The sequence below is a fragment of the Microbacterium sp. JZ101 genome (assembly GCF_053903175.1).
The window spans coordinates 2958125-2983580 of the sequence record NZ_CP096400.1 but is presented as its reverse complement, the minus strand read 5'-3'; the positions used below and the strand labels follow the sequence as shown (position 1 = coordinate 2983580).

The following is a 25456-nucleotide window of genomic DNA, read 5'->3' as shown; positions in this document are numbered from 1 at the left end:
AAGACGTGGCCCTGACTGCGGGTCCGCGACCGGATGGCACGGAGAGCAGCTATGACCGCTGGCGAAGACGACGCCGTGGCCGCGTCTTCGCATGGCGGCGCGCGTCGGAGTCGTCGGGAGAGCCTCCCGGAGGCAGTGCCCGTGCGCCGTCTCGGCACGGCCCCCGTGACGCCGCTCATCCTGCCGTCGTACGGGTCCGCTCCGCGCCGCGGCGGTGCCTCGGGCATCGCGGCTCTGCCGTTCGCCGCGCCGGTCACGCCCGTGCGCACCGAGGTCGCCGCGAACGGATCGTCGTTCCGCGCGGGTCAGCTCGTCGCCGCAGGCACGGCGGCTGCGGTGATCGCCGCCGTGGCGACCGCGTTCACTCCGGGAGGCGGCGGCGGGACGCTCCTCGGGTCGGGCTTCACCTTCGCTGAGGCACAGCAGGGGACCTACGCGAGCACCCCCGAGGCGGACGGCGAGGGCGGACTCGCCGTCGAGGTGGTCGAGCCGCCCGCCGATGACCTCGAGCCGCTCGGGATCCTGCCGTCGACGTTTCCTGACGACCTGCGCTCGAATGAGCCCCACGATCGCTCCGGCGGCGGAGGCGACGACAACGGCGGCGGCGATGACCCCCAGGACGAGCGCGACGGCGACGACCGCGAGGGGCAGGACGACCACGGGGACGAGGACCAGGACTCGAGCCCGAGCCCCTTCCCGTGGTGGCCCGACTTCGATTTCGATCTCGACGACCCGTCTCCGACGACGAAGCCGCAGCCGTCGCGCGAGCCGAGCGATCCATCCGACCCCTCGCCGACGCGGGAGCCGTCCGAGCCATCCGAGCCGTCTCCGACCCGGGAGCCATCGGACCCGTCTCCGACCCGGGAGCCCTCGGACCCGTCTCCGACACGCGAGCCCTCCGAGCCCTCGCCCACCCGGGAGCCCTCGGAGCCTGCGCCCACACGCGAGCCGTCCGAGCCGTCTGAGCCCTCGCCGACCCGCGAGCCGTCCGAGCCCGCTGAGCCGTCGCCATCCGAGCCGACAGAGCCGACCGAGGAGCCTTCGACGCCGCCCACGAGCGAGCCCTCACAGCCGCCGAGCCCGAGTCTTCCTCCCACGAGTGAGCCCTCTCCGCCGCCCACAAGCGAGCCGCCGGCCCCGGCACCCGATCCCCTCCGGTTCGCCGGGCTGAGCGAGAACTACACGCTCAGCCTCTTGGGAATCAAGGTGCTCGGAAGCTACACGCTCTCGGTGGTCGGCGAGCCCGGCTCGACGGCGACCGTCACCTACGGCGGGTCCGCCGCGGGCTCGGTCACGTTCGGCGGCTCCGGTGCCGCGTCGATCACGCTGGGCAGGTCGCTCGTCGACCTCAAGCTGAGCAATCCGCTGATCCGCGTCGCGTACTCGGATGGCACGCCGGGTGCGCCGATCGAAGAGTACCGCGACAGCATCTGACTCCCCGCTCGATAGTCTGCTCGTCCGAGCGTCCGAGAGGGGATGACATGGTCGCCGTGTACGTGGATCCTGTCGATGGCCGCACCTTTGGGCTGGACACGCCGCGCTGGCGCTCCGACGCGGGACGGCCCCTCATGGTGAGTGCGCAGCGCGGGATCGCCCGCGACGAGATCGAGACGCGCGAGCGCTCGCTCTGGCGGTATCACGCCGCGCTCCCCGTCGACATCGCGCATCCGATCACGCTCGGCGAGGGGTGCACGCCGCTCGTGGAGCGGGAGTGGGGGCGCCATCGTCCGCTCTTCAAGCTCGAGTGGTTCAGCCCGACGGGGAGCTTCAAGGACCGCGGCTCGAGCGTCATGCTGTCGTACCTGCGCGAGCGCGGAGTCGAGGCCGTGCTCGAGGACAGCTCCGGGAACGGCGGATCGTCGATCGCGGGGTACGGCGCGGCCGGTGGGATGGGGGTGCGCATCTTCGCGCCGGCCTCGACGTCTCCCGCGAAGATCGCGCAGGTGCGCGCATACGGTGCCGAGGTCGAGCTCGTCGACGGGCCGCGGGAGGCTTCTCAGGAAGCGGCGATCCGCGCATCCGACGAGACGTTCTACGCGAGCCACAACTGGCAGGCCCTCTTCCTCGAGGGGACGAAGACGCTCGCCTACGAGCTCTGGGAGGACCTCGGGTTCCGCGCGCCCGACAACGTCATCGTGCCGGTCGGCGCCGGGAGCAGTCTGCTCGGGTGCTGGCTCGGCTTCCGCGAGCTGCATTCCGCCGGTCAGATCGAGCGGATGCCGCGGCTCTTCGCCGCGCAGCCCAGGGGATGCTCCCCGGTGGTCGCCGCCCTCTCGGGAGAGCGCCACGCGCATGCGCCGACGATCGCCGAGGGCACGGCCATCCGATCGCCTCTCCGCCTCGACCAGATGCTGCAGGCGCTCCGCGAGACGGATGGCGCGGCTCTCGCGATCTCGGAGGAGGGCATCGTCTCCGCCCTGCGCGCGCTGTGCGATCGCGGGCTGTTCGCCGAGCCGACCAGCGCGCTCGCCGCGGCCGCCTTCGACGAGCTCGTCGCGCGCGGGGTGATCCGCGACAGTGAGACGACGGTCGTCATGCTCAGCGGCTCGGGGCTCAAGGCGGCCGAGACGATCCGGTCGCTGCTGTCCTGAGGCGTCCGGTGGCGTCAGGCGGCGTCGGCCTGCTGGCGCGCCTCGAGCACGTCGGGCATGTGCGTCGTCGCCCAGGTCTCCAGCGCGCGCAGCGGCTCGCGCAGGCTGCGTCCGAGGTCGGACAGCTCGTAGACCACGCGCGGCGGCACCTCGGCGTACACGGTCCGCGTCACGAGTCCGTCGCGCTCCAGTGCACGGAGGGTTTGGGTGAGCATCTTCTGCGAGATGCCCTCGATGCGGCGGGCGACCTCCGAGAAGCGGAGCGGCCCGTCCTCGAGCGTGCCGAGGACGAGCGCGGTCCATCGGTCGCCGATGCGGTCGAGCAGCTGCCGGCTGGGGCAGTCCTTCGCGTAGGGGTTCCACGCGTCCATCACGCCTCACTTACGTCGCGGTGACCAGGGCACAGGAAAGTGCCTGCTTCCCCACAGTAACAGGCTCTCCTAGAGTGACTATTGCGCGGTGATCGCCGCGGACCGACTACAGGAGGACATCCAGATGACACGTATCGCCGTCTTCGGAGGAACCGGCTTCGCCGGAGGGCACATCGTCGAGAACGCCGTGGGGCGCGGACACGAGGTGATCTCGTACAGCCGGTCGGTTCCCGCGACGACGATCGAGGGCGTCGAGTACCGGACGGGGTCGATCGCCGACGCCGATACGGTGAAGCAGGCCGTCGCGGATGCCGACGTGGTGATCAGCGCCGTCGCCCCGCGGGGCGACATGGAGGGCGCGGTCGCGCCTGCCATCGCCCAGCTGGCCGAGGCCGCGCGCGCGGCCGGCACGCGGATCGGCGTCATCGGCGGCGCAGGGTCGCTGCACGTGTCGGAGGGCGGGCCTCGCGTACTCGACAGCGGATTCCCGGAGGCGTTCAAGGCAGAGGCCCTTGAGATGACAGATGTCCTGGAGGCGCTCAAGGCCTCGCCCGAGGACCTGGACTGGTTCTTCATCAGCCCCGCGGGCGGGTTTGGCGCATTCAACCCCGGCGAGGCGAAGGGCACGTACCGTCTCGGCGGCGACGTGCTTCTCGTGGACGAGGACGGGGAGTCGTTCATCTCGGGGGCCGACCTCGCGCTCGCGATCGTGGATGAGATCGAGGCGCCGAAGCACCACCGCAAGCGCTTCACGGTCGCCTACTGACAGCTGGGGACGCTGGGGAGAGGCGGGGCGGTCGTGATGGCGGCCGCCCCGCCTCGGCGCAGGAGCGCGACACGCCCGACGCTGACCTCGGTTTGCCCGACCCCGCCGATCCGCGTAATGTATTCCCTTGTCGCCGCCAAGCGGTGAGGTTGAGCCGGAAGGTTCCCCGCCCCAGGTCTGCGACAGAAACCACCTCGAAGAAGAGACGCACTCGTGCGTCGACTCGAAGGGGTGGTGGTCGTTCCCTCGAGCGGCTGCGATCGACACGGCGTGTCGGATTCGCATCCTGGTGAGAGAGCGGCTAAGATAGAGAAGTTGCCCCGGAGGGCCACGGCGGGAGTCGTGGGGCTGGGTGCGTCTGATCCTTGAGAACTCAACAGCGTGCACTTGTCAAATGCCAAATTATCCTCGTCCAGCTTCGGCTGGTTGAGAATTCCTTTGGATCAAATTTTATGGTTGTCAGTTTTTGGCATCCTTTTTGGTCATGATTGAACTCGCAGGTGCCTGTCCCGTTTTCCCGGGTGGGTGTTTGCTTTCGTTTTTTACGGAGAGTTTGATCCTGGCTCAGGATGAACGCTGGCGGCGTGCTTAACACATGCAAGTCGAACGATGAAGCCCAGCTTGCTGGGTGGATTAGTGGCGAACGGGTGAGTAACACGTGAGCAACCTGCCCCTGACTCTGGGATAACAGCCGGAAACGGTTGCTAATACCGGATATGCATCATGGCCGCATGGTCTGTGGTGGGAAAGATTTTTCGGTTGGGGATGGGCTCGCGGCCTATCAGCTTGTTGGTGAGGTAGTGGCTCACCAAGGCGTCGACGGGTAGCCGGCCTGAGAGGGTGACCGGCCACACTGGGACTGAGACACGGCCCAGACTCCTACGGGAGGCAGCAGTGGGGAATATTGCACAATGGGCGGAAGCCTGATGCAGCAACGCCGCGTGAGGGATGACGGCCTTCGGGTTGTAAACCTCTTTTAGCAGGGAAGAAGCGTAAGTGACGGTACCTGCAGAAAAAGCGCCGGCTAACTACGTGCCAGCAGCCGCGGTAATACGTAGGGCGCAAGCGTTATCCGGAATTATTGGGCGTAAAGAGCTCGTAGGCGGTTTGTCGCGTCTGCTGTGAAAACCCGAGGCTCAACCTCGGGCCTGCAGTGGGTACGGGCAGACTAGAGTGCGGTAGGGGAGATTGGAATTCCTGGTGTAGCGGTGGAATGCGCAGATATCAGGAGGAACACCGATGGCGAAGGCAGATCTCTGGGCCGTTACTGACGCTGAGGAGCGAAAGGGTGGGGAGCAAACAGGCTTAGATACCCTGGTAGTCCACCCCGTAAACGTTGGGAACTAGTTGTGGGGGCCTTTCCACGGTCTCCGTGACGCAGCTAACGCATTAAGTTCCCCGCCTGGGGAGTACGGCCGCAAGGCTAAAACTCAAAGGAATTGACGGGGACCCGCACAAGCGGCGGAGCATGCGGATTAATTCGATGCAACGCGAAGAACCTTACCAAGGCTTGACATACACCGGAAACGTCTGGAAACAGTCGCCCCTTTTTGGTCGGTGTACAGGTGGTGCATGGTTGTCGTCAGCTCGTGTCGTGAGATGTTGGGTTAAGTCCCGCAACGAGCGCAACCCTCGTTCTATGTTGCCAGCACGTTATGGTGGGAACTCATGGGATACTGCCGGGGTCAACTCGGAGGAAGGTGGGGATGACGTCAAATCATCATGCCCCTTATGTCTTGGGCTTCACGCATGCTACAATGGCCGGTACAAAGGGCTGCAATACCGTGAGGTGGAGCGAATCCCAAAAAGCCGGTCCCAGTTCGGATTGAGGTCTGCAACTCGACCTCATGAAGTCGGAGTCGCTAGTAATCGCAGATCAGCAACGCTGCGGTGAATACGTTCCCGGGTCTTGTACACACCGCCCGTCAAGTCATGAAAGTCGGTAACACCTGAAGCCGGTGGCCTAACCCCTTGTGGGAGGGAGCTGTCGAAGGTGGGATCGGTAATTAGGACTAAGTCGTAACAAGGTAGCCGTACCGGAAGGTGCGGCTGGATCACCTCCTTTCTAAGGAGCATCTCGAGCCCTTCGGGGTTCGCAGAGGCCCGTTTCGAGGCGAATGTTCTCGACGGGTTGCTCATGGGTGGAACATTTGACAAGGCGTCAGCGCAGCTGAGTCCTTCTAGTACGTCTGGCCTTCGGGTCGGGTGGGAACGGGGGGTTCGGTGAGCGGGGCGCCTGCACGCTGTTGGGTCCTGAGGGACCAGGCGCTTTCGGGTGTCTGTTTCCTTGTGGGCCTCGTCTGAGCCGGCTGTTGGTCGGGGAGGGTGGGGTGCCGCCCGTACTTTGAGAACTACACAGTGGACGCGAGCATCTTAAAGAAGCGAACAGCAAGGATTTTTTCTTTGCTGGCTCATGTGATTTCAAGTCTTTAAGAGCAAACGGTGGATGCCTTGGCATCTGGAGCCGAAGAAGGACGTAGCAATCTGCGATAAGCCTTGGGGAGCCGATAAGCGGGCTGTGATCCGAGGATTTCCGAATGGGGAAACCCCGCCAGGCGGCGTGCTGACCTGGTGACTCCCGTCTGAATATATAGGGCGGGTAGAGGGAACGTGGGGAAGTGAAACATCTCAGTACCCACAGGAAGAGAAAACAACAGTGATTCCGTGAGTAGTGGCGAGCGAAAGCGGATGAGGCTAAACCGGATCGTGTGTGATAGCCGGCAGGTGTTGCACGTTCGGGGTTGTGGGACCATTCTGAGACCGCTGCCGCAGGTCTCGGTGGTACAGGTGCGTATAGACGAACGGTTTTGAATGGCCGGCCAGAGCGGGTGGTAGCCCCGTAGTCGACATGCGTTTCCTGCCGCGAGTGGTATCCCAAGTAGCACGGGGCCCGTGAAATCCCGTGTGAATCTGCCAGGACCACCTGGTAAGCCTAAATACTCCCAGATGACCGATAGCGGACAAGTACCGTGAGGGAAAGGTGAAAAGTACCCCGGGAGGGGAGTGAAATAGTACCTGAAACCGTTTGCTTACAAACCGTCGGAGCCTCCTTGTTGGGGTGACGGCGTGCCTTTTGAAGAATGAGCCTGCGAGTTAGTGATACGTGGCGAGGTTAACCCGTGTGGGGCAGCCGTAGCGAAAGCGAGTCTGAATAGGGCGAGTTTAGTCGCGTGTCCTAGACCCGAAGCGAAGTGATCTATCCATGGCCAGGCTGAAGCGACGGTAAGACGTCGTGGAGGGCCGAACCCACTTAGGTTGAAAACTGAGGGGATGAGCTGTGGATAGGGGTGAAAGGCCAATCAAACTTCGTGATAGCTGGTTCTCTCCGAAATGCATTTAGGTGCAGCGTTGCGTGTTTCTTGCCGGAGGTAGAGCTACTGGATGGCCGATGGGCCCTACAAGGTTACTGACGTCAGCCAAACTCCGAATGCCGGTAAGTGAGAGCGCAGCAGTGAGACGGTGGGGGATAAGCTTCATCGTCGAGAGGGAAACAACCCAGACCACCATCTAAGGTCCCTAAGCGCGTGCTAAGTGGGAAAGGATGTGGAGTTGCTCAGACAACCAGGAGGTTGGCTTAGAAGCAGCCACCCTTGAAAGAGTGCGTAATAGCTCACTGGTCAAGTGATTCCGCGCCGACAATGTAACGGGGCTCAAGCACGCCACCGAAGTTGTGGCATTGACATTTTTGGTAGGCCTTCGTGGTCCAGCCGTGTTGATGGGTAGGAGAGCGTCGTGTGGGCGGTGAAGCGGCGGAGTGATCCAGCCGTGGAGGCCACACGAGTGAGAATGCAGGCATGAGTAGCGAAAGACGTGTGAGAAACACGTCCTCCGGAAGACCAAGGGTTCCAGGGTCAAGCTAATCTTCCCTGGGTAAGTCGGGACCTAAGGCGAGGCCGACAGGCGTAGTCGATGGACAACGGGTTGATATTCCCGTACCGGCGAAGAACCGCCCCAATCAATCCAGTGGTGCTAAGCGCCCAAAGCCAGACATCGCCGCCTTCGGGTGGCACCGTCTGGTGGAGCGCGCGACCCCATGCTGGTGCGGTTAGCGTATTAACAGGTGTGACGCAGGAAGGTAGCCCAAGCCAGGCGATGGTTGTCCTGGTCCAAGCATGTAGGCCGAGCCATAGGCAAATCCGTGGCTCATGTGGCTGAGATGTGATGGGGATGAAAAGTGGGTGATCCTATGCTGCCGAGAAAAGCATCGACGCGAGGTTCTAGCCGCCCGTACCCCAAACCGACTCAGGTGGTCAGGTAGAGAATACCGAGGAGATCGAGATAATCGTGGTTAAGGAACTCGGCAAAATGCCCCCGTAACTTCGGGAGAAGGGGGGCCCAGCGCGTATTAGAACTTGCTTCGAAAGCGTGTGTGGGCCGCAGAGACCAGTGGGTAGCGACTGTTTATTAAAAACACAGGTCCGTGCGAAGTCGCAAGACGATGTATACGGACTGACGCCTGCCCGGTGCCGGAAGGTTAAGAGGACCGGTCAGCCGCAAGGCGAAGCTGAGAATTTAAGCCCCGGTAAACGGCGGTGGTAACTATAACCATCCTAAGGTAGCGAAATTCCTTGTCGGGTAAGTTCCGACCTGCACGAATGGCGTAACGACTTCCCAACTGTCTCAACCACGAACTCGGCGAAATTGCATTACGAGTAAAGATGCTCGTTACGCGCAGCAGGACGGAAAGACCCCGTGACCTTTACTACAGCTTGGTATTGGTGTTCGGTGTGGCTTGTGTAGGATAGGTGGGAGACTGTGAAGCAGTGACGCCAGTCATTGTGGAGTCGTTGTTGAAATACCACTCTGGTCACTCTGGATATCTAACTTCGGACCGTGATCCGGTTCAGGGACAGTGCCTGGTGGGTAGTTTAACTGGGGCGGTTGCCTCCCAAAGAGTAACGGAGGCGCCCAAAGGTTCCCTCAACCTGGTTGGCAATCAGGTGGCGAGTGTAAGTGCACAAGGGAGCTTGACTGTGAGACTGACAGGTCGAGCAGGGACGAAAGTCGGGACTAGTGATCCGGCAGTGGCTTGTGGAAGCGCTGTCGCTCAACGGATAAAAGGTACCTCGGGGATAACAGGCTGATCTTGCCCAAGAGTCCATATCGACGGCATGGTTTGGCACCTCGATGTCGGCTCGTCGCATCCTGGGGCTGGAGTAGGTCCCAAGGGTTGGGCTGTTCGCCCATTAAAGCGGTACGCGAGCTGGGTTTAGAACGTCGTGAGACAGTTCGGTCCCTATCCGCTGCGCGCGTAGGAAGTTTGAGAGGATCTGACCCTAGTACGAGAGGACCGGGTTGGACGAACCTCTGGTGTGCCAGTTGTCCTGCCAAGGGCACCGCTGGTTGGCTACGTTCGGGATGGATAACCGCTGAAAGCATCTAAGCGGGAAGCCGGCCTCAAGATGAGACTTCCATCACCTTCGGGTGGAGAGGCTCCCAGCAGACTACTGGGTTGATAGGCCAGACGTGGAAGCCCAGCAATGGGTGCAGCTGACTGGTACTAATAAGCCGATGACTTGATAACACACCGTCTTCTGCGGTGCTCGCGTCCACTTTGTGGTTCCCGATGTACGGGCACCAGAAACTTTCATAGAGAAAGCTTGATGTCGAACACATCACCAGATGTTTCGGCGGTCATAGCGAGAGGGAAACGCCCGGCCACATTCCGAACCCGGAAGCTAAGCCTCTCAGCGCCGATGGTACTGCAAGGGGGACCTTGTGGGAGAGTAGGACACCGCCGGACTTAACCTGAACGAAAGGCCACCCAACGCCGGGTGGCCTTTCGTGCATCACACGGCACTCACCCGAACACCGCCTCGCGGCAGTCAGCCGCGCGGCGGCTCGAAGCTCAGCGGCGACCACTCGCCCGCGTGGGGCAGCTCGGCGTACCGCACGTCGGTCGCCTGCGCGGAGACCGATGCCACGCACGCCAGGAGAGACTGCGTCGGGTAGCCGTGCGGGCGGTTGTCGCGGATGATCGCGCGGTCGTCCTCCGGGCTGAGCTCGGCGCTCTGCGCGAGCACCGTCAGCCAGGGCTCCCACCATCCGCTCGCATCGCCATCCGTCGACGCGGCCTCGAAGGCCGCGTGCCATGCCGCGATGCGCGGCGTGGCCGGGTCGTCCGCATCGGTGTGCGCGATCATGTGCGTGCCGGGGGACAGGCGTTCGCGTCGCAGCTCCTGCCCGTCCCACGAGACGATCGACGCGCCCTCTCCATCGACCTCGACGAGGTTGAAGCCCAGGGTGCGGAGCTCTCCTCGCGGGGTGGCGCCGCTGACCGCGTCGAGGACGATGCCCCCGCGCGAGGCGATCTGAGCGGCGGGGAGATCCGGTTCGCCGGCGCGGTTGAGCAGCACGGCGAGGCGGCCCGGCCGGGCTGCGAGCCATGCGCCTCCTGCGAGGCGATCCTGCACACCGACGACGTCCGGCAGCTGCGGCCACCACGGGCCGAGGGGGTTCCACGGGCGAGCCGGGTCCTCGTCGCGCACGGCGAGAAGGCGGATGGGCTCGGCGGTGGCGCCGGGCTCGGGAATGCGGATGACGACGGTGCACATAGCGATCCCGTTCAGCCTAGGGCCGTGCGGAGGGGTGCCGGGCGGCCAGACGGATGGGAGAATCGCACTCGATGAACATCGTCGTGGGAGTGTCCGGCGGCATCGCCGCGTACAAGGCCGTGCACCTCGTGCGGCTGCTCGTGAAGGACGGTCACGACGTGCACGTCGTGCCCACCGCTGACGCGCTGCGCTTCGTCGGTCTGCCGACCTGGGAGGCGATCAGCCGCCATCCGGTGACGACATCCGTGCATGAGGACGTCGCGAGCGTGCGCCATGTCGCGCTGGGCCAGGCGGCCGACCTCGTCGTCGTGGCGCCTGCCACCGCGAACACGCTCGCGCGGATGGCCGCGGGCATCGCGGACGACCTCCTCGGCACGACGCTGCTCGCGACGACGGCGCCGGTCGTCGTCGCCCCGGCCATGCACACGGAGATGTGGCGGCATCCCGCCACGGAGGCGAACGTCGACACCCTGCGCCGCCGCGGCGTGCTCTTCGTCGGCCCGGAGTCGGGGCAGCTCACGGGGGACGACGTCGGGCCGGGTCGGATGGCCGAGCCCGAGCGGATCCACGAGGCTCTGCGCGCGATCCTCTCGCGACGCCAGGATGCCGCCGGGCTCCGTATCGCCGTCTCCGCGGGCGGGACGCGCGAGCCCATCGACCCCGTCCGCTTCCTCGGCAACCGCTCGAGCGGTCGCCAGGGCGCGGCCATCGCGATCGCGGCCGCCGATCGCGGGGCTGAGGTGACCGCGGTGCTCGCGCATGTGGACGAATCCGTCCGGAGCGCCCTCGAGGGCCACCCCGGCATCCGGGTGCGCATCGCCGGCACGGCCGCCGAGCTCGCCGGGGAGATGCGCGAGGTGGCGCCCGGCGTCGATGTCGTGATCATGGCCGCGGCGGTCGCCGACTACCGCGTCGCGTCGGTGTTCGAGAGCAAGCTCACGAAGGAGGCGGCCGGCGGCGTGCCCCCGACGCTCGAGCTCGTCGAGAACGAGGACATCCTCGCGGGGCTGGCCGCCGACCGGACGCCGGGCCAGACGGTCGTCGGCTTCGCCGCCGAGACGCCCGCGGAGGGGGAGACCCTTCTCGAGCGCGGGGTGCGGAAGCGTCGACGGAAGGGCGTCGATCTCCTCGCGGTGAACGCGGTCGGATGGTCGGAGGGCTTCGAGCAGGCCGACAACGCGCTCACGATCATCGACGCGCAGGACCAGGTCGCGGCATCCGTCGCCGGCTCCAAGCGCGAGGTCGCCGATGCGCTGATCGACGCCATCCTCGCCGTGCGGAGCTGACCTCCTCAATCGTCGCTCGAGTGGAGTCCCCGTCGGACGGACAGGAGCGTCACCTCGGGGTGCTCCTCCGCGAGCACGCGCTCGGCGCGGTCGAGCACGTCGCGCACGTGCGCGAGGTCGGCGCCCACGGCCGAGAGCCCGATCGCCGTCCGCCGGTGCAGGTCGTGCGCACCCACCTCCGCGGCGGCGGCCTCGGTGCGGCGGGAGAGGTTCGCGATGAGCGGCCGGATGACGCTCCGCTTCTCCTTGAGGGAGTGCACGTCACCCAGCAGGACGTCGAACTCGACCCAGCCGATCCACATGGCGCCAGTGTCGCACGGCTGTCTCGGCGTGCGTGAGCACGCAGCGGATGGATCCACCCGAGATGTCCGGGATATCGCCAGCGATGCGGCGTAGGCTCCGCGCATGAGCAGCACCTGGATCGCGCAGCCCACGGTCGACGACGCCACGGTCACGGCCAGCACAGGGCGCGGATGGGACGAGTGGGTCGCCCTCATCGACGCCGGCCCGGGCCCCGAGGCCGGGCACACGGCGATCGCCCGCTGGCTCGTCGACGCGCACGCTGTCGACGCGTGGTGGGCGCAGTCCGTGACCGTCGGCTACGAGCGCATCCGCGGGCTGCGACTGCCGGGGCAGATGCCAGACGGGACGTTCAGCGTCTCGCGCAGCCGGCGTCTCCGCGTGCAGGCCGACACCCTGCGCGACGCCCTGCTCGATGACGCGCTGCGGCGCGAGCTGCTCGGCGAGGTCGAGACCGAGCTGCTCTCGCGGCCCACGGCGAAGAACCTGCGCTTCCGCGTCACCCATGAGGGCGTCGAGACGGGGATCGTGGCGTTCACCGCGGAGGACGCGGGCGACGGCACGCGCCTCACGGTCACGCACGAGAAGCTGCCCACGCCCGAGGAGGCGGAGTGGTGGAAGGCGCACTGGGCCGAGTGGCTCGACGGAGTCGGCTCGAACCCGTGAGCCTCAGTGCGCGGCGTGGTACGTCGCGCCGCTCTCGTCGGCCTTCCAGTAGCCCTTGACGATGATGCGCTCGGGGTCGAGCGACCAGCGGTCGACGGCGAGCGCGCGCCCGGCCCTGACGACCGCCTGCTCGGCGGCGATGAACGCGAAGACGTCGCCATCGGGCCGGTCGGCCTCGGTGAGCTGCTCGAGCCGGGAGATGAGCGCCGATGTCGGGCGGGCGCCGTCCCGATGCACGTACTCCACGGCGACCGGTGCATCGATCGGCACCTCATGCGCGGCATCCGCGACCTCCACGAGCACGCGGGCGCTCGCGCCATCCGGGATCGCCGCAGCATAGCGGCGGATCTGCGGGATGGCGGTCTCGTCGCCCGCGAGGAGCCACGCGTCGGGCGCGCCGGCGATGCGCAGCGTGCCGCGCGGGCCCCCGACGCCGAGCAGCGAGCCCATCGGCGCTCCGGCCGCCCACACACCCGCGACGCCCTCGTCGCCGTGCACGGCGAACTCGAGGTCGAGCCAGTCCTCGCCCCACCGCAGCGGGGTGAACTCGCGGCTCGGTGCCTCGCGCATCTCCTCGACGCTCGACGGGGCGCCGTCGGGGAAGAAGATGCGGATGTGGTCGTCGTGGCCGAGGCCCTCGCCGAAGCCCGCGAGGTCGTCGCCCTGAACGCGCACCCGGACGTAGTCCGGACCGATCCACTCGCGGGAGGCGAGCCGTGTGAACCGGAAGCGGAGGTCGACGCGCGAGCGCTCGAGTGCGAAGCGGGCGTCCGTGGAATTCGACAAGTGCATAAGACTTAGGTTAGCCTTCCTGCGATCCGGTTAGGTTCGGCTTACCTGAATCGAGCGTCCCGAGGATGAGCGGCGCTCCCGGCATCGTCCCCCACGAGACCGCGGATGACACCGCGCTCTCCGACCCAGGAGGCACCGCTATGTCCACGACCCGTCCGATCGCCGCGCTCTCGCTCGTCGCGGCATCCGCCCTCGCTCTCGCCGGCTGCGCTTCGGCCGCCGATGACAGCGCCGAGGCCGCGCCCGAGGAGTCCGCGGCCGCCGAGCCGACCTCGGTCGAGGTCGAGGACAACAACGGCACGCAGACGGTCGCCGTCCCGCCGACGTCGGTGGTCGCGACCGACAACCGCACGTTCGAGACGCTCGCCGACTGGGGCATCGAGCTCTCCGCCGCCGCCGTGTCGCTCATGCCCGAGACGATCCCGTACACGACCGACGACGCGATCGTCGACCTCGGCACGCACAACGAGCCCGACCTCGAGGCCGTGGTCGCGGCCGAGCCCGACCTCATCGTGAACGGTCAGCGCTTCGCGCAGTACCACGACGACTTCGCGGCGCTCGCGCCGGAGGCGACGATCCTCGAGCTCGACCCGCGCGAGGGCGAGCCCTTCGACGCGGAGCTCAAGCGCCAGGTCGCCGTGCTCGGCGAGGTCTTCGGCAAGCAGGCCGAGGCCGAGGAGCTCGCTGCCGACCTCGACGCCGCGATCGAGCGCGTGAAGGCCGCCTACGACCCGGCCGACTCGGTGATGGCGGTCATCACGTCGGGCGGAGAGATCGGGTACTCCGCGCCGGGCAACGGCCGCACGCTCGGTCCGGTGTTCGACATCCTCGGTCTCACCCCCGCGCTCGAGGTTCCGGAGTCGAGCGAGGACCACCAGGGCGACGACATCTCCGTCGAGGCGATCGCCGACTCGAACCCGGACTGGCTCCTCGTGATGGACCGTGACGCCGCCGTCGCCGCAGACGACCCGGAGTACACGCAGGCGGCCGAGGTGCTCGAGGACTCCGAGGCGCTCGCCGGCGTCACCGCCGTGCAGGAGGACCAGATCGTGTACATGCCCGCCGACACGTACACGAACGAGGGCATCCAGACGTACACGGAGTTCTTCAACGACTTCGCCGACGCCCTCGAAGCGGGCGCGTGATCCGACACGGCTGAACCGGTGGCGGGCCCGCAGGACGCGGGCCCGCCGTCGACGCAGAGGACCCCATGACTCAGGCCATCCCCACCGCGGCGCCCGCGCGCCGTAGCCGTCTCTTCGACGCTCGGCTGCTGATCGGCGTCGCCGTGGTCGCGGCGCTGCTCGTGCTCTCGCTCTTCGTCGGCGTCTACGACGTGCTCGGCGCCGACGACGGCGCCGAGATGTTCGCGATCACCCGGATCCCCCGGACGATCGCCCTCGTGCTCGCGGGCGCGGCGATGGCGATGTGCGGCCTCGTGATGCAGCTGCTCACGCAGAACCGCTTCGTCGAGCCCACGACGACGGGCACGACGGAGTGGGCGGGGCTCGGCCTCCTCGCGGTCATGGTGCTCATCCCCGACGCGAGCATCCTCACGCGGATGGTCGGCGCGGTCGTCGCCGCGTTCGTCGGCACGATGGTCTTCTTCCTCTTCCTGCGCAGGGTCTCGCTGCGGTCCTCGCTCATCGTGCCGATCGTCGGGATCATGCTCGGCGCTGTGGTCGGCTCGGTCTCCATGTTCTTCGCCCTGCAGACCGACATGCTGCAGAGCCTCGGCGTGTGGTTCGCGGGCAGCTTCACCTCCGTCCTGCGCGGTCAGTACGAGCCGCTGTGGGTCGTCCTGGCGGTGGGGATCGCGATCTTCATCGCCGCCGACCGCTTCACGGTGGCGGGGCTGGGCGAGGAGGTCGCGACCAACGTCGGCCTCGACTACAACCGCATCATGCTCCTCGGAACCGCCCTCATCGCGGTCGCCACGGGCGTCGTGACGGTGGTCGTCGGCAACCTGCCCTTCCTCGGGCTGATCGTGCCCAACGTCGTGTCGATGGTCCGCGGCGACGACCTGCGCAGCAACCTGCCGTGGGTCTGCCTGCTCGGCATCGCGATCGTCACGGTGTGCGATCTCGTCGGGCGGACGATCATCATGCCGTTCGAGGTGCCGGTGTCCCTGATCCTGGGTGTCGTCGGTGCCGCCGTCTTCATCCTCCTTCTCCTGAGGCAGCGTCGACGTGGCTGACACCCGAACCGTCCTCGCCCCCGCAGGCGCTGCGACCCGCCGCAGCGCCGCGCCGCTGCCGACCCTCCGCGCGCGGCGCCGCTACGCCATCCTGCTCGCGGCGCTCGCCGCGCTCGCGGCCGGCGCCGCGTTCGGACTGCTCGCGTGGGACAACCCGATGCCCGTCGGCTCCGAGGGGTTCTGGCGCATCGCGAACCTCCGCGCGACGAACCTCGTCGTGCTGTCCGTCGTCGCGGTGTGCCAGGCGATCGCGACGGTGACGTTCCAGACGGTCACCGAGAACCGGATCATCACCCCGTCGATCATGGGCTTCGAGTCCCTCTACACGGCCGTGCAGACATCGGCGGTCTACTTCCTCGGCGCGGCCGGCGTGGTCGCGCTTCAGGGCGTGCCGCAGTTCCTCCTGCAGGTCGCCCTCATGGTCGGGCTCTCGCTGCTGCTCTACGGATGGCTGCTGTCGGGGCGGTACGGAAGCCTCCACATCATGCTCCTCGTCGGGATCGTCATCGGCGCGGGCCTCGGCTCGGTCTCGACCTTCATGCAGCGGCTGCTCACGCCGAGCGAGTTCGACGTGCTCGCGGCCCGGCTGTTCGGGAGCATCGCGAACGCCGACGCCTCCTACCTGCCCGTGGCCCTCCCGCTCGTGGGCCTCGCGGTGATCTTCATCCTCGCGAACGGCCGCCGGCTCAACGCGATCGCCCTCGGCCGCGACCTGAGCACGAGCCTCGGCATCGACCACCGACGCGAGGTCATGCGGATGCTGTTCTTCGTGTCCATCCTCATAGCGGTCTCGACGGCCCTGGTCGGTCCGATGACGTTCCTCGGCTTCCTCGTCGCGACGCTCGCCTACCAGTTCGCCGCCACGTACGACCACCGTCTCGTGTTCCCGGTCGCCGCGCTGACCGGCTTCGTGGTCCTGGCCGGGGCGTACTTCGTCATGAAGAACGTCTTCGCCGCGCAGGGCGTCGTCTCGATCATCATCGAGCTCGTCGGCGGAACCGTCTTCCTCTTCGTCATCCTCAGAAAGGGCAGGCTGTGATCTCGCTCACCGGCGTCCGCAAGGACTACAGCACCGAGGTCGCGATCGGCCCCGTCGATCTGCAGATCCCCGAGGGCGGCATCACGGCCCTCGTCGGGCCGAATGGCGCGGGGAAGTCGACGCTCCTCACGATGATCGGCCGCCTGCTCGGCATCGACGAGGGCAGCATCGAGATCGCGGGCTGCGACGTCGCGAGCACGGCCTCGAAGGACCTCGCTCGCATCGTCTCGATCCTCCGCCAGGAGAACCACTTCATCACGCGACTGACCGTGCGCCAGCTCGTGTCGTTCGGGCGCTTCCCGTACTCCAAGGGGCGTCTGACGCGGGCGGACGAGGAGATCATCAGCCGGGCGATCGACTTCCTCGATCTCACGGCGCTCGAGAACCGCTATCTCGACCAGCTCTCGGGCGGTCAGCGGCAGCGCGCCTACGTGGCGATGGTGCTGTCGCAGGAGACCGAGTACGTGCTGCTCGACGAGCCGCTCAACAACCTCGACATGCGCCACTCCGTGCAGATGATGAAGCAGCTGCGGCGCGCGGCCGAGGAGCTCGGGCGGACGATCGTCATCGTGCTGCACGACATCAACTTCGCGGGCCACTACGCCGATCGCATCTGCGCGGTCAAGGACGGCAGGGTCGTCGAGTTCGGCACGCCCGACGAGATCCTCACCGACGAGGTGCTGACGCGCGTCTTCGACACCCCGGTGCAGGTGGTGGCGGGCCCGAACGGGCCGCTCGCGGTCTACTACTGACCTACAGCTCGATGCCGTGATCCTCGTCGTTCACGCCCTGGTTGCGCCCGCGGCGCGACTCGAACGACATGAAGAGGATGAGCCCGACGACGAGGCCGAGCACGATGCCGAGGCCGACGTTGCCCAGGATCAGCCCGACGATGATGGCGAGCGCGAGCACGCCGAGGGCGATGAGCAGGGTGCGGCCGCGGGTCATGCCTCCATCATGCCGCGCTCAGCGGTCGCGGTGGTCCTCCATGTGCAGCCGCGGCGCTCGCCGCGGCTCGCTCGCGCCGGACGCGAGGATGAGGCGGATGACCCGGTAGCGCTGCCCGCGCCAGGGTTCGAGCAGCTCGAGCATGCCGTCGTCGTCCGTCCGGCAGCCGGTGAGCGCGTACCCGACCTGATGCGCGAGATGGAAGTCGCCCACGCTCACGGCGTCCGGGTCTCCGAGCGCGCGGATGCGCGTCTCGGATGCGGTCCAGAGGCCGATCCCGCGGATGGCCGTGAGCGCGCGGTCGCGACCGTCGCCATCCGCGGCGGCGAGCGTCGCCCGCACGAGCGAGGGTCCGCGCCGGGCCGCCTCGACGATGGTGCGCGACTGCGGCGGCTCGAGCCCTGCTCTGTGCCATGCCCACGACGGGATGAGCCGCCAGCCGTCGATCGAGGGCGGCGCGAACAGGGGCCGCGGTGTCGGGCCGGGGACGCGCTCGCCGAACCACGTGACGAGGGCGCGCCAGGCGCCGAACGCCTGCCGCAGGGTCACCTTCTGCTCGGTCATGGACTGCGCGAGCGCGTCGAAGAGCAGGTCGCTGCGCGCGATGCGGAGGCCGGGGTGCCGCCGGTGCGCGTCCGCGACGAGCGGATGGGCGCGTGCGTCGAAATCGCCGTCATCGTCGAGCGCGCCGCAGAGGGCGGGCACCTGGGCGATCGCCCACGCGCGCCCCGGGCCCCAGGCCGCGGCGCGCACCGCGTCATCCGCCGTCTGCCGCAGCGCCGTGCACGCGATGCCGTCGGGGGTGCGCGTCGCGCGCCAGACCACGCCGCGGTCGAAGGCCTGCGCCGGATCGCCCGGGCCGCGCTGCAGCACGGCGACCGTCGCGTAGAGGTCGAGAGGGCGCCGCGGGCGGTAGACCGTCTCGAGGCGCGGGCCGGGGTCGGGCCGCGGGTCGCGCTCGCGGGGCGCGAAGCGCGACTCGAGCGCGGCCTGAGGGATCATGCCGCCACGCTACGCCCCGCACCCGACAAAGCGGTGCGCAGCGCGGGTCAGAAGCGGTCGGGCGACGGGGCGCCGGCGCCGTACCGGATGGTGACGTCGGCGTGGCGGTCGAAGCGGTAGCCGACGCCGCGCACGGTGCGGACGATGTCCTCGTAGCGCCCGAGCTTCGCGCGCAGGCGGCGCACGTGCACGTCGATGGTGCGCTCGCCGGGCACGTCGTCCTCGCTCTGCGCCTGCCACAGCGACTCGACGAGCTCGGTGCGCTCGATCGTGCGGCCCTCGCGGAGGACGAGGTACTGCAGCAGCTCGAACTCCTTGAACGTGAGGGCGGCCGACTCCCCGTCGAGCAGGACGCGCTTGCGCGAGATGTCGACGACGACGCCCTCGGCCTGCTCGGGCTCGGTCGTCTCGGGCTGGACGCGGGCGACCGCACCCGGCTCCTTGAGGGCGAGGCGGACGACGTCGACGTCGCGGCCGCCCGCGTTCTGCGGAGCGAGCGCGACGGCCGCGTAGGTCTCGGCGCTGGGGGAGAGCTCCGCGATGGTGCGGCGGAGCGCCTCGACGATCGTCGAGAGCGAGACGCCGTCGGCGACGGCCTTGGCCTCGTCGAGCCCGACGTAGAGCGCGAAGCCGCGGGGCGAGACGCCCGGCTGCGGGCCGGTCTGCGGCGCCTCGGCGGGGGAGGGGACGGCACGGAGGTGGGTCGGACGGGCGGTGGGAGCGGCGGGGCGGACGGTCGCGGGGCGCTCGAGGAGGGAAGCAGACATGATGATGGAGTCCTTCTGCGGGGGAACCCGGTGGGTTCGGTCGTGCTGAGGTGCGGCCGGATCGGCGGTGATCGCCTGATCGTGAGCTCGGCCGTTGCCGGGTGTGGCGGTGTCGAAGCTGCCGGGGTGATCGGAGCTCGGGGGCGTTGCGACCATGGGGGTCTCGCTGTGCCCTGGCGGTGCTGCTGAGGGGTTATCCGACGTCAGCTGCACATTCGACAGCACGTGACAACACAGCCGGCCATCATCATGCCGGCAGTCCCGTTCGCCTCCCAGGCGGACAAGGGCTGTGTGCTGTCAGTCATGTCGCCGATTATGTCCGGGCGTGTCGGGGTGTGTCAAACGGAGTCCGGATGTGACGGTCTGCGTGAAGAAATGTGACGGATGTGCGCGCCTGAGAGCCTCCCGGCAGGGCGATCTGCACGCGCCTCGGTGTCGGTGGGCGGGCGTACTCTCGGAGGGTGACCGAGCTCCACTTCACCCACGCACCCGAGGCGTCGCGCTACGAGCTGCGGCGGGGCGACGACCTCGTGAGCATCCTCGACTACCGCGACAACGGGCGCACGGTCGCGCTCACGCGCGCGTACACGAATCCCCGCTTCCGAGGGCACGGCTACGCCGCGGTCGTGACCGAGCGCGCGGTCGCCGACATCGAGTCCCGCGGCGATCGGCGCGTGCTGCCGGTGTGCTGGTACGTGGCCGACTGGTTCGCGGAGCATCCCGAGCGCGCCGGCCTGCTCGCTTCGTGAGGCTCTGGACGCTGCACCCCTCGCTCCTCGATCGGCAGGGGCTCACCGCCGTCTGGCGTGAGGGGCTGCTCGCGCAGGCGGTGCTCCTGGGGCGGACGAAGGGGTACACCGCGCACCCGCAGCTCGACCGCTTCCGCGTCCACGCGGACCCGGAGGCAGCGATCGGCGCCTACCTCGCCGGCGTGCAGCAGGAGGCGACCCGCCGCGGCTACCGATACGACGCCGAGCGCATCGCGGTCCCGCCGCACGGCGAGGTCGAGGCGATCCCCGCGACCGCGGGCCAGCTCGAATTCGAGTGGGGTCACCTGCTGCGCAAGCTGGCCATCCGCTCTCCTGAGCTCCATGAGGCGCATGCCGCGCGCCTCACGCGCGACAGCCATCCGCTCTTCGTGATCGTGCCCGGCGACGTCGAGCCCTGGGAGCGCGGGCGGGAGTAGCGTGGCGTCCATGCGCATCCTCCTCATCGGCGGCACCGGCAACATCAGCTCGTACGTGACGGAGGAGGCGCTCGCGCGCGGGCACGACGTCACCGTGCTGAACCGCGGGAAGAGCGAGGTGCCGGATGGCGTGCGCTCGCTCGTCGGCGACGCGGGCGACGCCGCATCGATCGAGCGCGCGGTCGGCGCCGAGACGTTCGACGTCGTCGCGAACTTCCGCAGCTTCTCCCCGCAGCAGGTGGCCGACGACATCCGGATCTTCGAGGGCCGGACGGCGCAGTACATCTACATCTCGAGTGCGTCGGCGTATCAGAAGCCGATCGCGCAGCTGCCGATCGTGGAGTCGACGCCGCTGCGGAACCCGTTCTGGCAGTACTCGCGCGACAAGATCGCGAGCGAGGACCTGCTCGTGGCGGCGTACCGCGGGTCGGGCTTCCCGATGACGATCGTGCGGCCGAGCCACACGTACGGTCCGTCGCTCATCCCGCTCGAGGGCAAGTGGACCGCGCTGCAGCGCATCCTCGACGGGCGGCCGATCGTCGTGCACGGCGACGGCACGAGCTGGTGGACGCTCACCCACTCGCGCGACTTCGCTCGGGCGTTCGTCGGGCTGTTCGGCAATCCGCACGCGCTCGGGCAGGCGGTGCACATCACGAGCGACGAGCGCCTCACGTGGGATGAGATCGCCCGACTTCTCGGCCGCGCGCTCGGTCGCGAGCCGGAGATCGTGCACGTGGCGTCGGACGCGATCGCCCGCGAGCTTCCCGAGATGGGCCCCGGGCTCGTGGGCGACAAGGCGCACTCGGTGATCTTCGACAACACGCGGATCAAGCAGCTCGTGCCCGGATGGACGGCGACGACGCCGTTCGCGGAGGGCGCGCGCGAGATCGTCGAGTGGCATCGAGCGGATCCGTCGCGTCAGGAGGTGGACGCGGAGCTGGACGCCGCGTTCGATCGGCTCATCTCGAAGCACGGTGCGTAGGGGCGGGGCCGCCGCCGGTCGTTGAGCGATCGCTCCCTCCCGGTCGTTGAGCGATGCCTCCCTCACGGTCGTTGAGCGAAGCCTCCCTTCCGGTCGTTGAGCGAGTGCTCCCTCCCGGTCGTTGAGCGAGCGCTCCCTCCCGGTCGTTGAGCGATGCCTCCCTTCCGGGCGTTGAGCGAGCGAAGCGAGTCGAAACGCCGCAAGCCGACCTCATGACCCACCTCGCTCTGGTCTCCGCGCGTCGAAACGGCGCAAGATGGTCCCGGAAGGGAATCCCATGACCCGCATGAAGTCGTCGTTCCTGAAGGTGCTCAACCGCACCCTGAATCCCCTGACTCTGCGCGCGGCGCGGAGCGGGCGGGGTCCGTTCTCGCTCATCGAGCATGTCGGACGGCGCTCGGGTCGGACCTTCGAAGCACCGCTGATCCTCGCGCGCGTGCCCGAGGGCTTCGTCGCCGAGCTGACGTACGGTCCGCAGGTGAACTGGTACCGCAACGTCGTCGCGGGCGGCGGGCGCGTGCTCTACCGAGGAGAGTGGTTCGAGATCACTTCCGTGGAGCCGTACGGCGTCGAGGAGGGGCTCAGGGCCTTCGGACCGCCGGCGTCGTGGCTGCTGCGATTGCTGCGGAGACGGGAATTCCGGCTGTTGCGTGTGGCGCGTTAGGCCGTGAGCTCCGGGTGGAAGTAGTCGTACAGCGCCGCGTCCATGGGGGCGTCGAATTGCAAGATCATTTGGACCACGCTTAGCGTCTCGCCGTTGTTCCCCGGCATCGTGCTCTGCTCGGGGGATATCGAGCGGGCTTGTCCCAGGTAGTAGTGGTCGCTTCCCTCAGCCCCGTCGCGTTGGGCGAAAACATGAATCTCGACGTCGTTCCGCACGATGGGGGCGACATCGGGGCTGCTTAGGGTGCGTTTGCTCTTGGAGAACCATCGCATGTGCGACCGGTCAAGAATCTCGTCCTCGTACGCCGTACTTGCTGCAACGTCCTCCGGCTTATGGAGCGTGACGAAGATGGCGCAAGCGTCGCTCTCTGTATCCGTCTTGTAGCCGTAGATCGTCGACGCGACGTTTCGTGGCCAGCCGAGGAGACGGGCGGCATCGCGCCGGGAGTACATGCGCCCCGGAGTAAACGCCCGCGTCGTGTCGTACCGAGCTTCCGTGAGTGCGCGCCCCGTTCGCAGGAGGTCATCGACAGCAGCGGCGAACTCGGGCCGCGTCGCAAGGCTCGAAGCAAAATCCGGTGCCAACGCGATCGCGCCGGTCGACTGTGTTTCCACGATCGCATGAGTGAACTTCGCCTGATCCTGCTGGGTAAATCCCGAGACCCGCAGCGTGTCGATAGCCGCGTCGACAGCGCGGGAAGGGGCATCGAGCCCTGCTTGCGCCAATGCCTGAGTCGCGCCTTCCATGGAGAGGGATCCCGCATCTCGCAGCGCGTCGATCAGGACGTACTCGTGGATTCGTTTGGCCGGCAACACCTCGTGTGTAAGCAGCCTCAGCATGGCTTCTTCGGGTTCCGACAGGCTGTGATCGACCGACAATAGACGCTTGAGGACGCCGGGGTAGTGGATCCCAGACGTAGCCAAAATGACAGGGTCGACGGAGTCGAAACGGAAGAAGTCTTCGAGCAAGGGTGTGCGCCCGAGCCGGTCCCGCATTGAGCGGAGCGCCAAGCGAAGAGTTGTGGTGCTATCCAACTTGTTGGAGGCGATCGACGCGAGCACGCGCTGCTGGGAGATCCGGTCGAACCGGACGCTCGAGAGACCGGGCAGGACTCCGGTCTCCTCCGCCGAAATGAGATTCTTGCGCAGCGACTCCTTGTTCAGAGTCTGGTCGCCGAACAACGCAATGGGGATGAGGTAGTTGTTCGCGTAGTTCCCGATGAAGTCGATGACGACGAGGTATTCCTTTCCCCGTGACTTCCGGAGCCCTCGACCCAGCTGCTGCACAAAGACGATTGATGATTGCGTCTGTCGCAGCATGACCACCTGATTGACGGACGGGATGTCGACGCCTTCATTGAAGATGTCGACCGTCAGAAGGTAGTCGAGCTCGCCCGCTTCGAGTCTCTCGACCATTTGCTCTCGGTACGCGAGGGAGTCATCTCCCGTGAGTGCCAGGGTCCGGAGGGGACGGCCGCGCAGCTTGCGTTCATTGAGAGCATGAGAGAGCGCGTGCGCCTCGTCCTTGCGGCTGCAGAAGATCAGACCGCGGGGTGGGACGCCTGCTTGTCCGTACAGCTCGAGCGCGTGAATGACATGGCCAACTCGCTCCGGCGAGATAAGCACCGAGAGACTCGCGTTGTCGTCAACCTGAACGCCGTTCTCCAACGTCACATCCGCAACGCCGTAGTAGTGGAACGGCGCAAGCATGTTTTCTTCCAGCGCACGGTTGAGTCGGATCTCGTACGCGACGTTGAAGTCAAAGAACTCGAAGACGTTCACGCCATCGCCGCGCTCGGGGGTCGCTGTCATCCCGAGAAGGAACCGGGGCGTGAAGTGCTCGAGGACCTTCCGATGCCCGCTCGCTGCGACACGGTGAGCTTCGTCGAAAATGACGTAGTCGAAAGCGTCGCGCGCGAGTTTCGAGAGGACTTCGGGGTTGGAGAGCGTCTGAACCGTCGCGAAGAGGTATCGGCGGTCGAACTGCTTTGCGTTGCCCGACAGCTTTCCGTAGTCAGCGCGGGGCCCTCCGAGTACCTTGTGGAACTCGTCCATGGCACGGTCGAGAATCTGCTCACGGTGCACCACGAAGAGCATCCGCCGAGGTGCGCAGGCGCGCACATCCAGCGCAGACAGAATGGTCTTGCCCGTTCCGGTCGCCGAGATGATGATGGCGCGGCTCTTGCCGTCCTGCCGCAATTGTGCCAGCGAGAGGAGAGCCTCGCGCTGCATCGCGTTTGGCGTGATGAGGCGTTCAGCGACAAGGGACTCGAGTGCTGAGCGGTCCGAGTCTCGTCGCGGGCGAGATGGGGGCGGGGTATACCGTGACGAGTAGTCGTCGATCCAGTCCTGCGAAAGAGGGGTGGACTCCTCAACCTCTCGCTTCACGAGCTCGGCGAACTGCGAGGCAAGGTCACTGCCGGAGGCTGCGGACACCTTCAGGTTCCACTCGTGGTTGCGTACGAGAGCGTTCTCCGTCATGTTCGAGCTGCCCACCATGGCAGTGACAGCATCGGTGTGATGGAAGATGTACCCCTTCGGGTGGAAGGCATTGCTCTTGTGGATCCGTACGTCCACACCGAGTTGCTTGTGCAGGTGCAGGAGTTCGGCGAACGCTCTGGGGCTGTTGAAGGAGAGGTAGTCGGATGTGATGATCCGACCCTGGCCCGAAAAATCGATCAACTCCTGCTTGAGAAGTGCGATCGCTCTTGGCGAGACGAAGGCAACGGAGAACGTGAAGTCCGTGCTGCGCGCAAGCTCCGTGCGGAGTGTGCGCAGCACCGTGTCACGTTCGTTGTTAAGGATGACCTGAGGGTGCTGTTGCCTTGGGGCGAGACGAGAGCTGTTCAGAAATCCGTAGTCGACGTCAAAGGCAAGTTGACTGTTCGCCCAGGAAAACTCAGCGGCCATCGGCGGCGAAGTGAGCCTGGATACGTTCGACCGCGGGAACATCCGCGGGTGCCCATGCGAGGCTGCCAAGATCCGCCGGTGCGAGCCACTTGACTGCGGAATGCTCTGTGAGCTGGGGTGTTCCGCTCAACAGCTCGCAGTAGAACGTGGTGAGCGACACGATGCCGAATTCATATTCGTGGTGGGTTGTGGTGACCTCGTCGCCGACGTGGACAAGGCACCTCAGCTCCTCGTCGATTTCGCGCTGAAGCGCAGCCCGCGCGGTCTCGCCCGGCTCGATCTTTCCTCCAGGGAACTCCCACATTCCTGCGAGCGTCCCTTCTCCACCGCGCTGCGCGCACAGGACCTCGCCGTCCTTCACAACAACAGCACCGACGACGTTGATCTGCTTCTTCACGACTCGATCCTCCGACACGGCCACAGTCTATGGGTGGCC

The 25456-nt window shown here is 66.8% G+C and carries 22 protein-coding genes and 3 rRNA genes; 16 read left to right on the top strand and 9 right to left on the bottom strand.

From position 1 onward, the window contains the following. Positions 1-141 precede the first annotated feature (141 nt). Both M1D56_RS13820 and M1D56_RS13815 read left to right on the top strand, forming a co-directional pair. Positions 142-1434 carry a hypothetical protein gene (locus M1D56_RS13820; RefSeq protein ID WP_456283888.1) on the top strand — a complete coding sequence of 431 codons (1293 nt, stop codon included), beginning with the start codon at positions 142-144 and terminating at the stop codon, positions 1432-1434. Between the two features lie 47 nt (positions 1435-1481). Then, entirely contained in the window at positions 1482-2591 is a 1110-nt protein-coding gene (locus M1D56_RS13815) for a threonine synthase (protein ID WP_456283887.1), read from the top strand. A 14-nt stretch (positions 2592-2605) separates the two neighbouring features. Here the strand turns inward: M1D56_RS13815 and M1D56_RS13810 are convergent, their stop codons facing one another. Then, complete coding sequence (locus M1D56_RS13810; RefSeq protein WP_271174290.1) at positions 2606-2962, bottom strand: winged helix-turn-helix transcriptional regulator; 357 nt, start codon at positions 2960-2962, stop codon at positions 2606-2608. A gap of 124 nt (positions 2963-3086) precedes the next feature. Here M1D56_RS13810 and M1D56_RS13805 point away from each other — a divergent pair, with 124 nt between their 5' ends. From M1D56_RS13805 to rrf, 4 genes are all read left to right on the top strand, one after another. Beyond that, positions 3087-3728, top strand: a complete 642-nt coding sequence (locus tag M1D56_RS13805; protein WP_271174289.1) for an NAD(P)-dependent oxidoreductase — start codon at positions 3087-3089, stop codon at positions 3726-3728. Between the two features lie 541 nt (positions 3729-4269). Continuing rightward, positions 4270-5793: ribosomal RNA gene (locus M1D56_RS13800) — 16S ribosomal RNA — on the top strand. 354 nt (positions 5794-6147) lie between these two features. Beyond that, positions 6148-9252: ribosomal RNA gene (locus M1D56_RS13795) — 23S ribosomal RNA — on the top strand. Positions 9253-9354: 102 nt separating this feature from the next. Further along, a 5S ribosomal RNA gene (gene rrf, locus M1D56_RS13790) occupies positions 9355-9471 on the top strand. The 16S, 23S and 5S rRNA genes sit together here, the layout of an rRNA operon. Positions 9472-9553: 82 nt before the next feature. Here the strand turns inward: rrf and M1D56_RS13785 are convergent. Then, positions 9554-10282, bottom strand: coding sequence for an NRDE family protein (locus M1D56_RS13785; protein WP_456283886.1), 729 nt, complete (start codon positions 10280-10282; stop codon positions 9554-9556). Positions 10283-10353: 71 nt separating this feature from the next. Between M1D56_RS13785 and coaBC the strand changes: the two genes are divergently transcribed. Beyond that, positions 10354-11568, top strand: coding sequence for a bifunctional phosphopantothenoylcysteine decarboxylase/phosphopantothenate--cysteine ligase CoaBC (gene coaBC / locus M1D56_RS13780; RefSeq protein WP_456283885.1), 1215 nt, complete (start codon positions 10354-10356; stop codon positions 11566-11568). A gap of 5 nt (positions 11569-11573) precedes the next feature. Here coaBC and M1D56_RS13775 read toward each other — a convergent pair whose 3' ends face one another. After that, positions 11574-11870 carry a DUF503 domain-containing protein gene (locus M1D56_RS13775; RefSeq protein WP_456283884.1) on the bottom strand — a complete coding sequence of 99 codons (297 nt, stop codon included), beginning with the start codon at positions 11868-11870 and terminating at the stop codon, positions 11574-11576. A 103-nt stretch (positions 11871-11973) separates the two neighbouring features. Between M1D56_RS13775 and M1D56_RS13770 the strand changes: the two genes are divergently transcribed. Continuing rightward, a complete protein-coding gene (locus tag M1D56_RS13770; protein WP_282980126.1) occupies positions 11974-12534 on the top strand; it encodes a hypothetical protein in 561 nt (186 codons plus the stop codon). 3 nt (positions 12535-12537) lie between these two features. Here M1D56_RS13770 and M1D56_RS13765 read toward each other — a convergent pair whose 3' ends face one another. Next, positions 12538-13320, bottom strand: coding sequence for a siderophore-interacting protein (locus M1D56_RS13765; RefSeq protein ID WP_456283883.1), 783 nt, complete (start codon positions 13318-13320; stop codon positions 12538-12540). A gap of 146 nt (positions 13321-13466) precedes the next feature. Between M1D56_RS13765 and M1D56_RS13760 the strand changes: the two genes are divergently transcribed. From M1D56_RS13760 to M1D56_RS13745, 4 genes are all read left to right on the top strand, one after another. Then, entirely contained in the window at positions 13467-14471 is a 1005-nt protein-coding gene (locus M1D56_RS13760) for a siderophore ABC transporter substrate-binding protein (protein ID WP_456283882.1), read from the top strand. 65 nt (positions 14472-14536) lie between these two features. Continuing rightward, positions 14537-15523, top strand: a complete 987-nt coding sequence (locus tag M1D56_RS13755; protein ID WP_456283881.1) for an ABC transporter permease — start codon at positions 14537-14539, stop codon at positions 15521-15523. After that, complete coding sequence (locus M1D56_RS13750) at positions 15516-16562, top strand: iron chelate uptake ABC transporter family permease subunit (protein ID WP_456283880.1); 1047 nt, start codon at positions 15516-15518, stop codon at positions 16560-16562. The genes M1D56_RS13755 and M1D56_RS13750 overlap by 8 nt, the downstream gene beginning before the upstream one ends. Next, positions 16559-17314, top strand: coding sequence for an iron ABC transporter ATP-binding protein (locus M1D56_RS13745; RefSeq protein WP_271174365.1), 756 nt, complete (start codon positions 16559-16561; stop codon positions 17312-17314). Before M1D56_RS13750 ends, M1D56_RS13745 begins: the two co-directional genes overlap by 4 nt. Before the next feature lies 1 nt (position 17315). Here the strand turns inward: M1D56_RS13745 and M1D56_RS13740 are convergent, their stop codons facing one another. The 3 genes from M1D56_RS13740 to M1D56_RS13730 are packed head-to-tail and all read right to left on the bottom strand — an operon-like array spanning position 17316 to position 19279. Further along, positions 17316-17510, bottom strand: coding sequence for a hypothetical protein (locus tag M1D56_RS13740; RefSeq protein ID WP_271174366.1), 195 nt, complete (start codon positions 17508-17510; stop codon positions 17316-17318). Positions 17511-17528: 18 nt separating this feature from the next. Continuing rightward, positions 17529-18512, bottom strand: a complete 984-nt coding sequence (locus M1D56_RS13735; RefSeq protein ID WP_456283878.1) for a DNA-3-methyladenine glycosylase family protein — start codon at positions 18510-18512, stop codon at positions 17529-17531. A gap of 47 nt (positions 18513-18559) precedes the next feature. Beyond that, complete coding sequence (locus M1D56_RS13730) at positions 18560-19279, bottom strand: winged helix-turn-helix domain-containing protein (protein WP_419775793.1); 720 nt, start codon at positions 19277-19279, stop codon at positions 18560-18562. Between the two features lie 461 nt (positions 19280-19740). On the opposite strand from M1D56_RS13730, the gene M1D56_RS13725 reads away from it, so the two are divergent. The 4 genes from M1D56_RS13725 to M1D56_RS13710 all read left to right on the top strand — a co-directional run bounded on the left by M1D56_RS13725 (position 19741) and on the right by M1D56_RS13710 (position 22111). Further along, positions 19741-20028, top strand: coding sequence for a GNAT family N-acetyltransferase (locus M1D56_RS13725; RefSeq protein WP_282980131.1), 288 nt, complete (start codon positions 19741-19743; stop codon positions 20026-20028). Next, positions 20025-20465, top strand: coding sequence for a pyrimidine dimer DNA glycosylase/endonuclease V (locus M1D56_RS13720; RefSeq protein ID WP_456283877.1), 441 nt, complete (start codon positions 20025-20027; stop codon positions 20463-20465). The genes M1D56_RS13725 and M1D56_RS13720 overlap by 4 nt, the downstream gene beginning before the upstream one ends. A gap of 10 nt (positions 20466-20475) precedes the next feature. After that, a complete protein-coding gene (locus M1D56_RS13715; protein WP_456283876.1) occupies positions 20476-21447 on the top strand; it encodes an SDR family oxidoreductase in 972 nt (323 codons plus the stop codon). Positions 21448-21724: 277 nt separating this feature from the next. After that, complete coding sequence (locus M1D56_RS13710; protein ID WP_456283875.1) at positions 21725-22111, top strand: nitroreductase family deazaflavin-dependent oxidoreductase; 387 nt, start codon at positions 21725-21727, stop codon at positions 22109-22111. On the opposite strand, the gene M1D56_RS13705 is transcribed toward M1D56_RS13710, so the two are convergent. Both M1D56_RS13705 and M1D56_RS13700 read right to left on the bottom strand, forming a co-directional pair. Beyond that, positions 22108-25020: a DEAD/DEAH box helicase gene (locus M1D56_RS13705; RefSeq protein ID WP_456283874.1), complete on the bottom strand. Its 2913-nt coding sequence runs from the start codon at positions 25018-25020 to the stop codon at positions 22108-22110. The genes M1D56_RS13710 and M1D56_RS13705 overlap by 4 nt on opposite strands. After that, entirely contained in the window at positions 25010-25417 is a 408-nt protein-coding gene (locus M1D56_RS13700; protein ID WP_456283873.1) for a (deoxy)nucleoside triphosphate pyrophosphohydrolase, read from the bottom strand. The genes M1D56_RS13705 and M1D56_RS13700 overlap by 11 nt, the downstream gene beginning before the upstream one ends. Between the last annotated feature and the right edge of the window lie 39 nt (positions 25418-25456).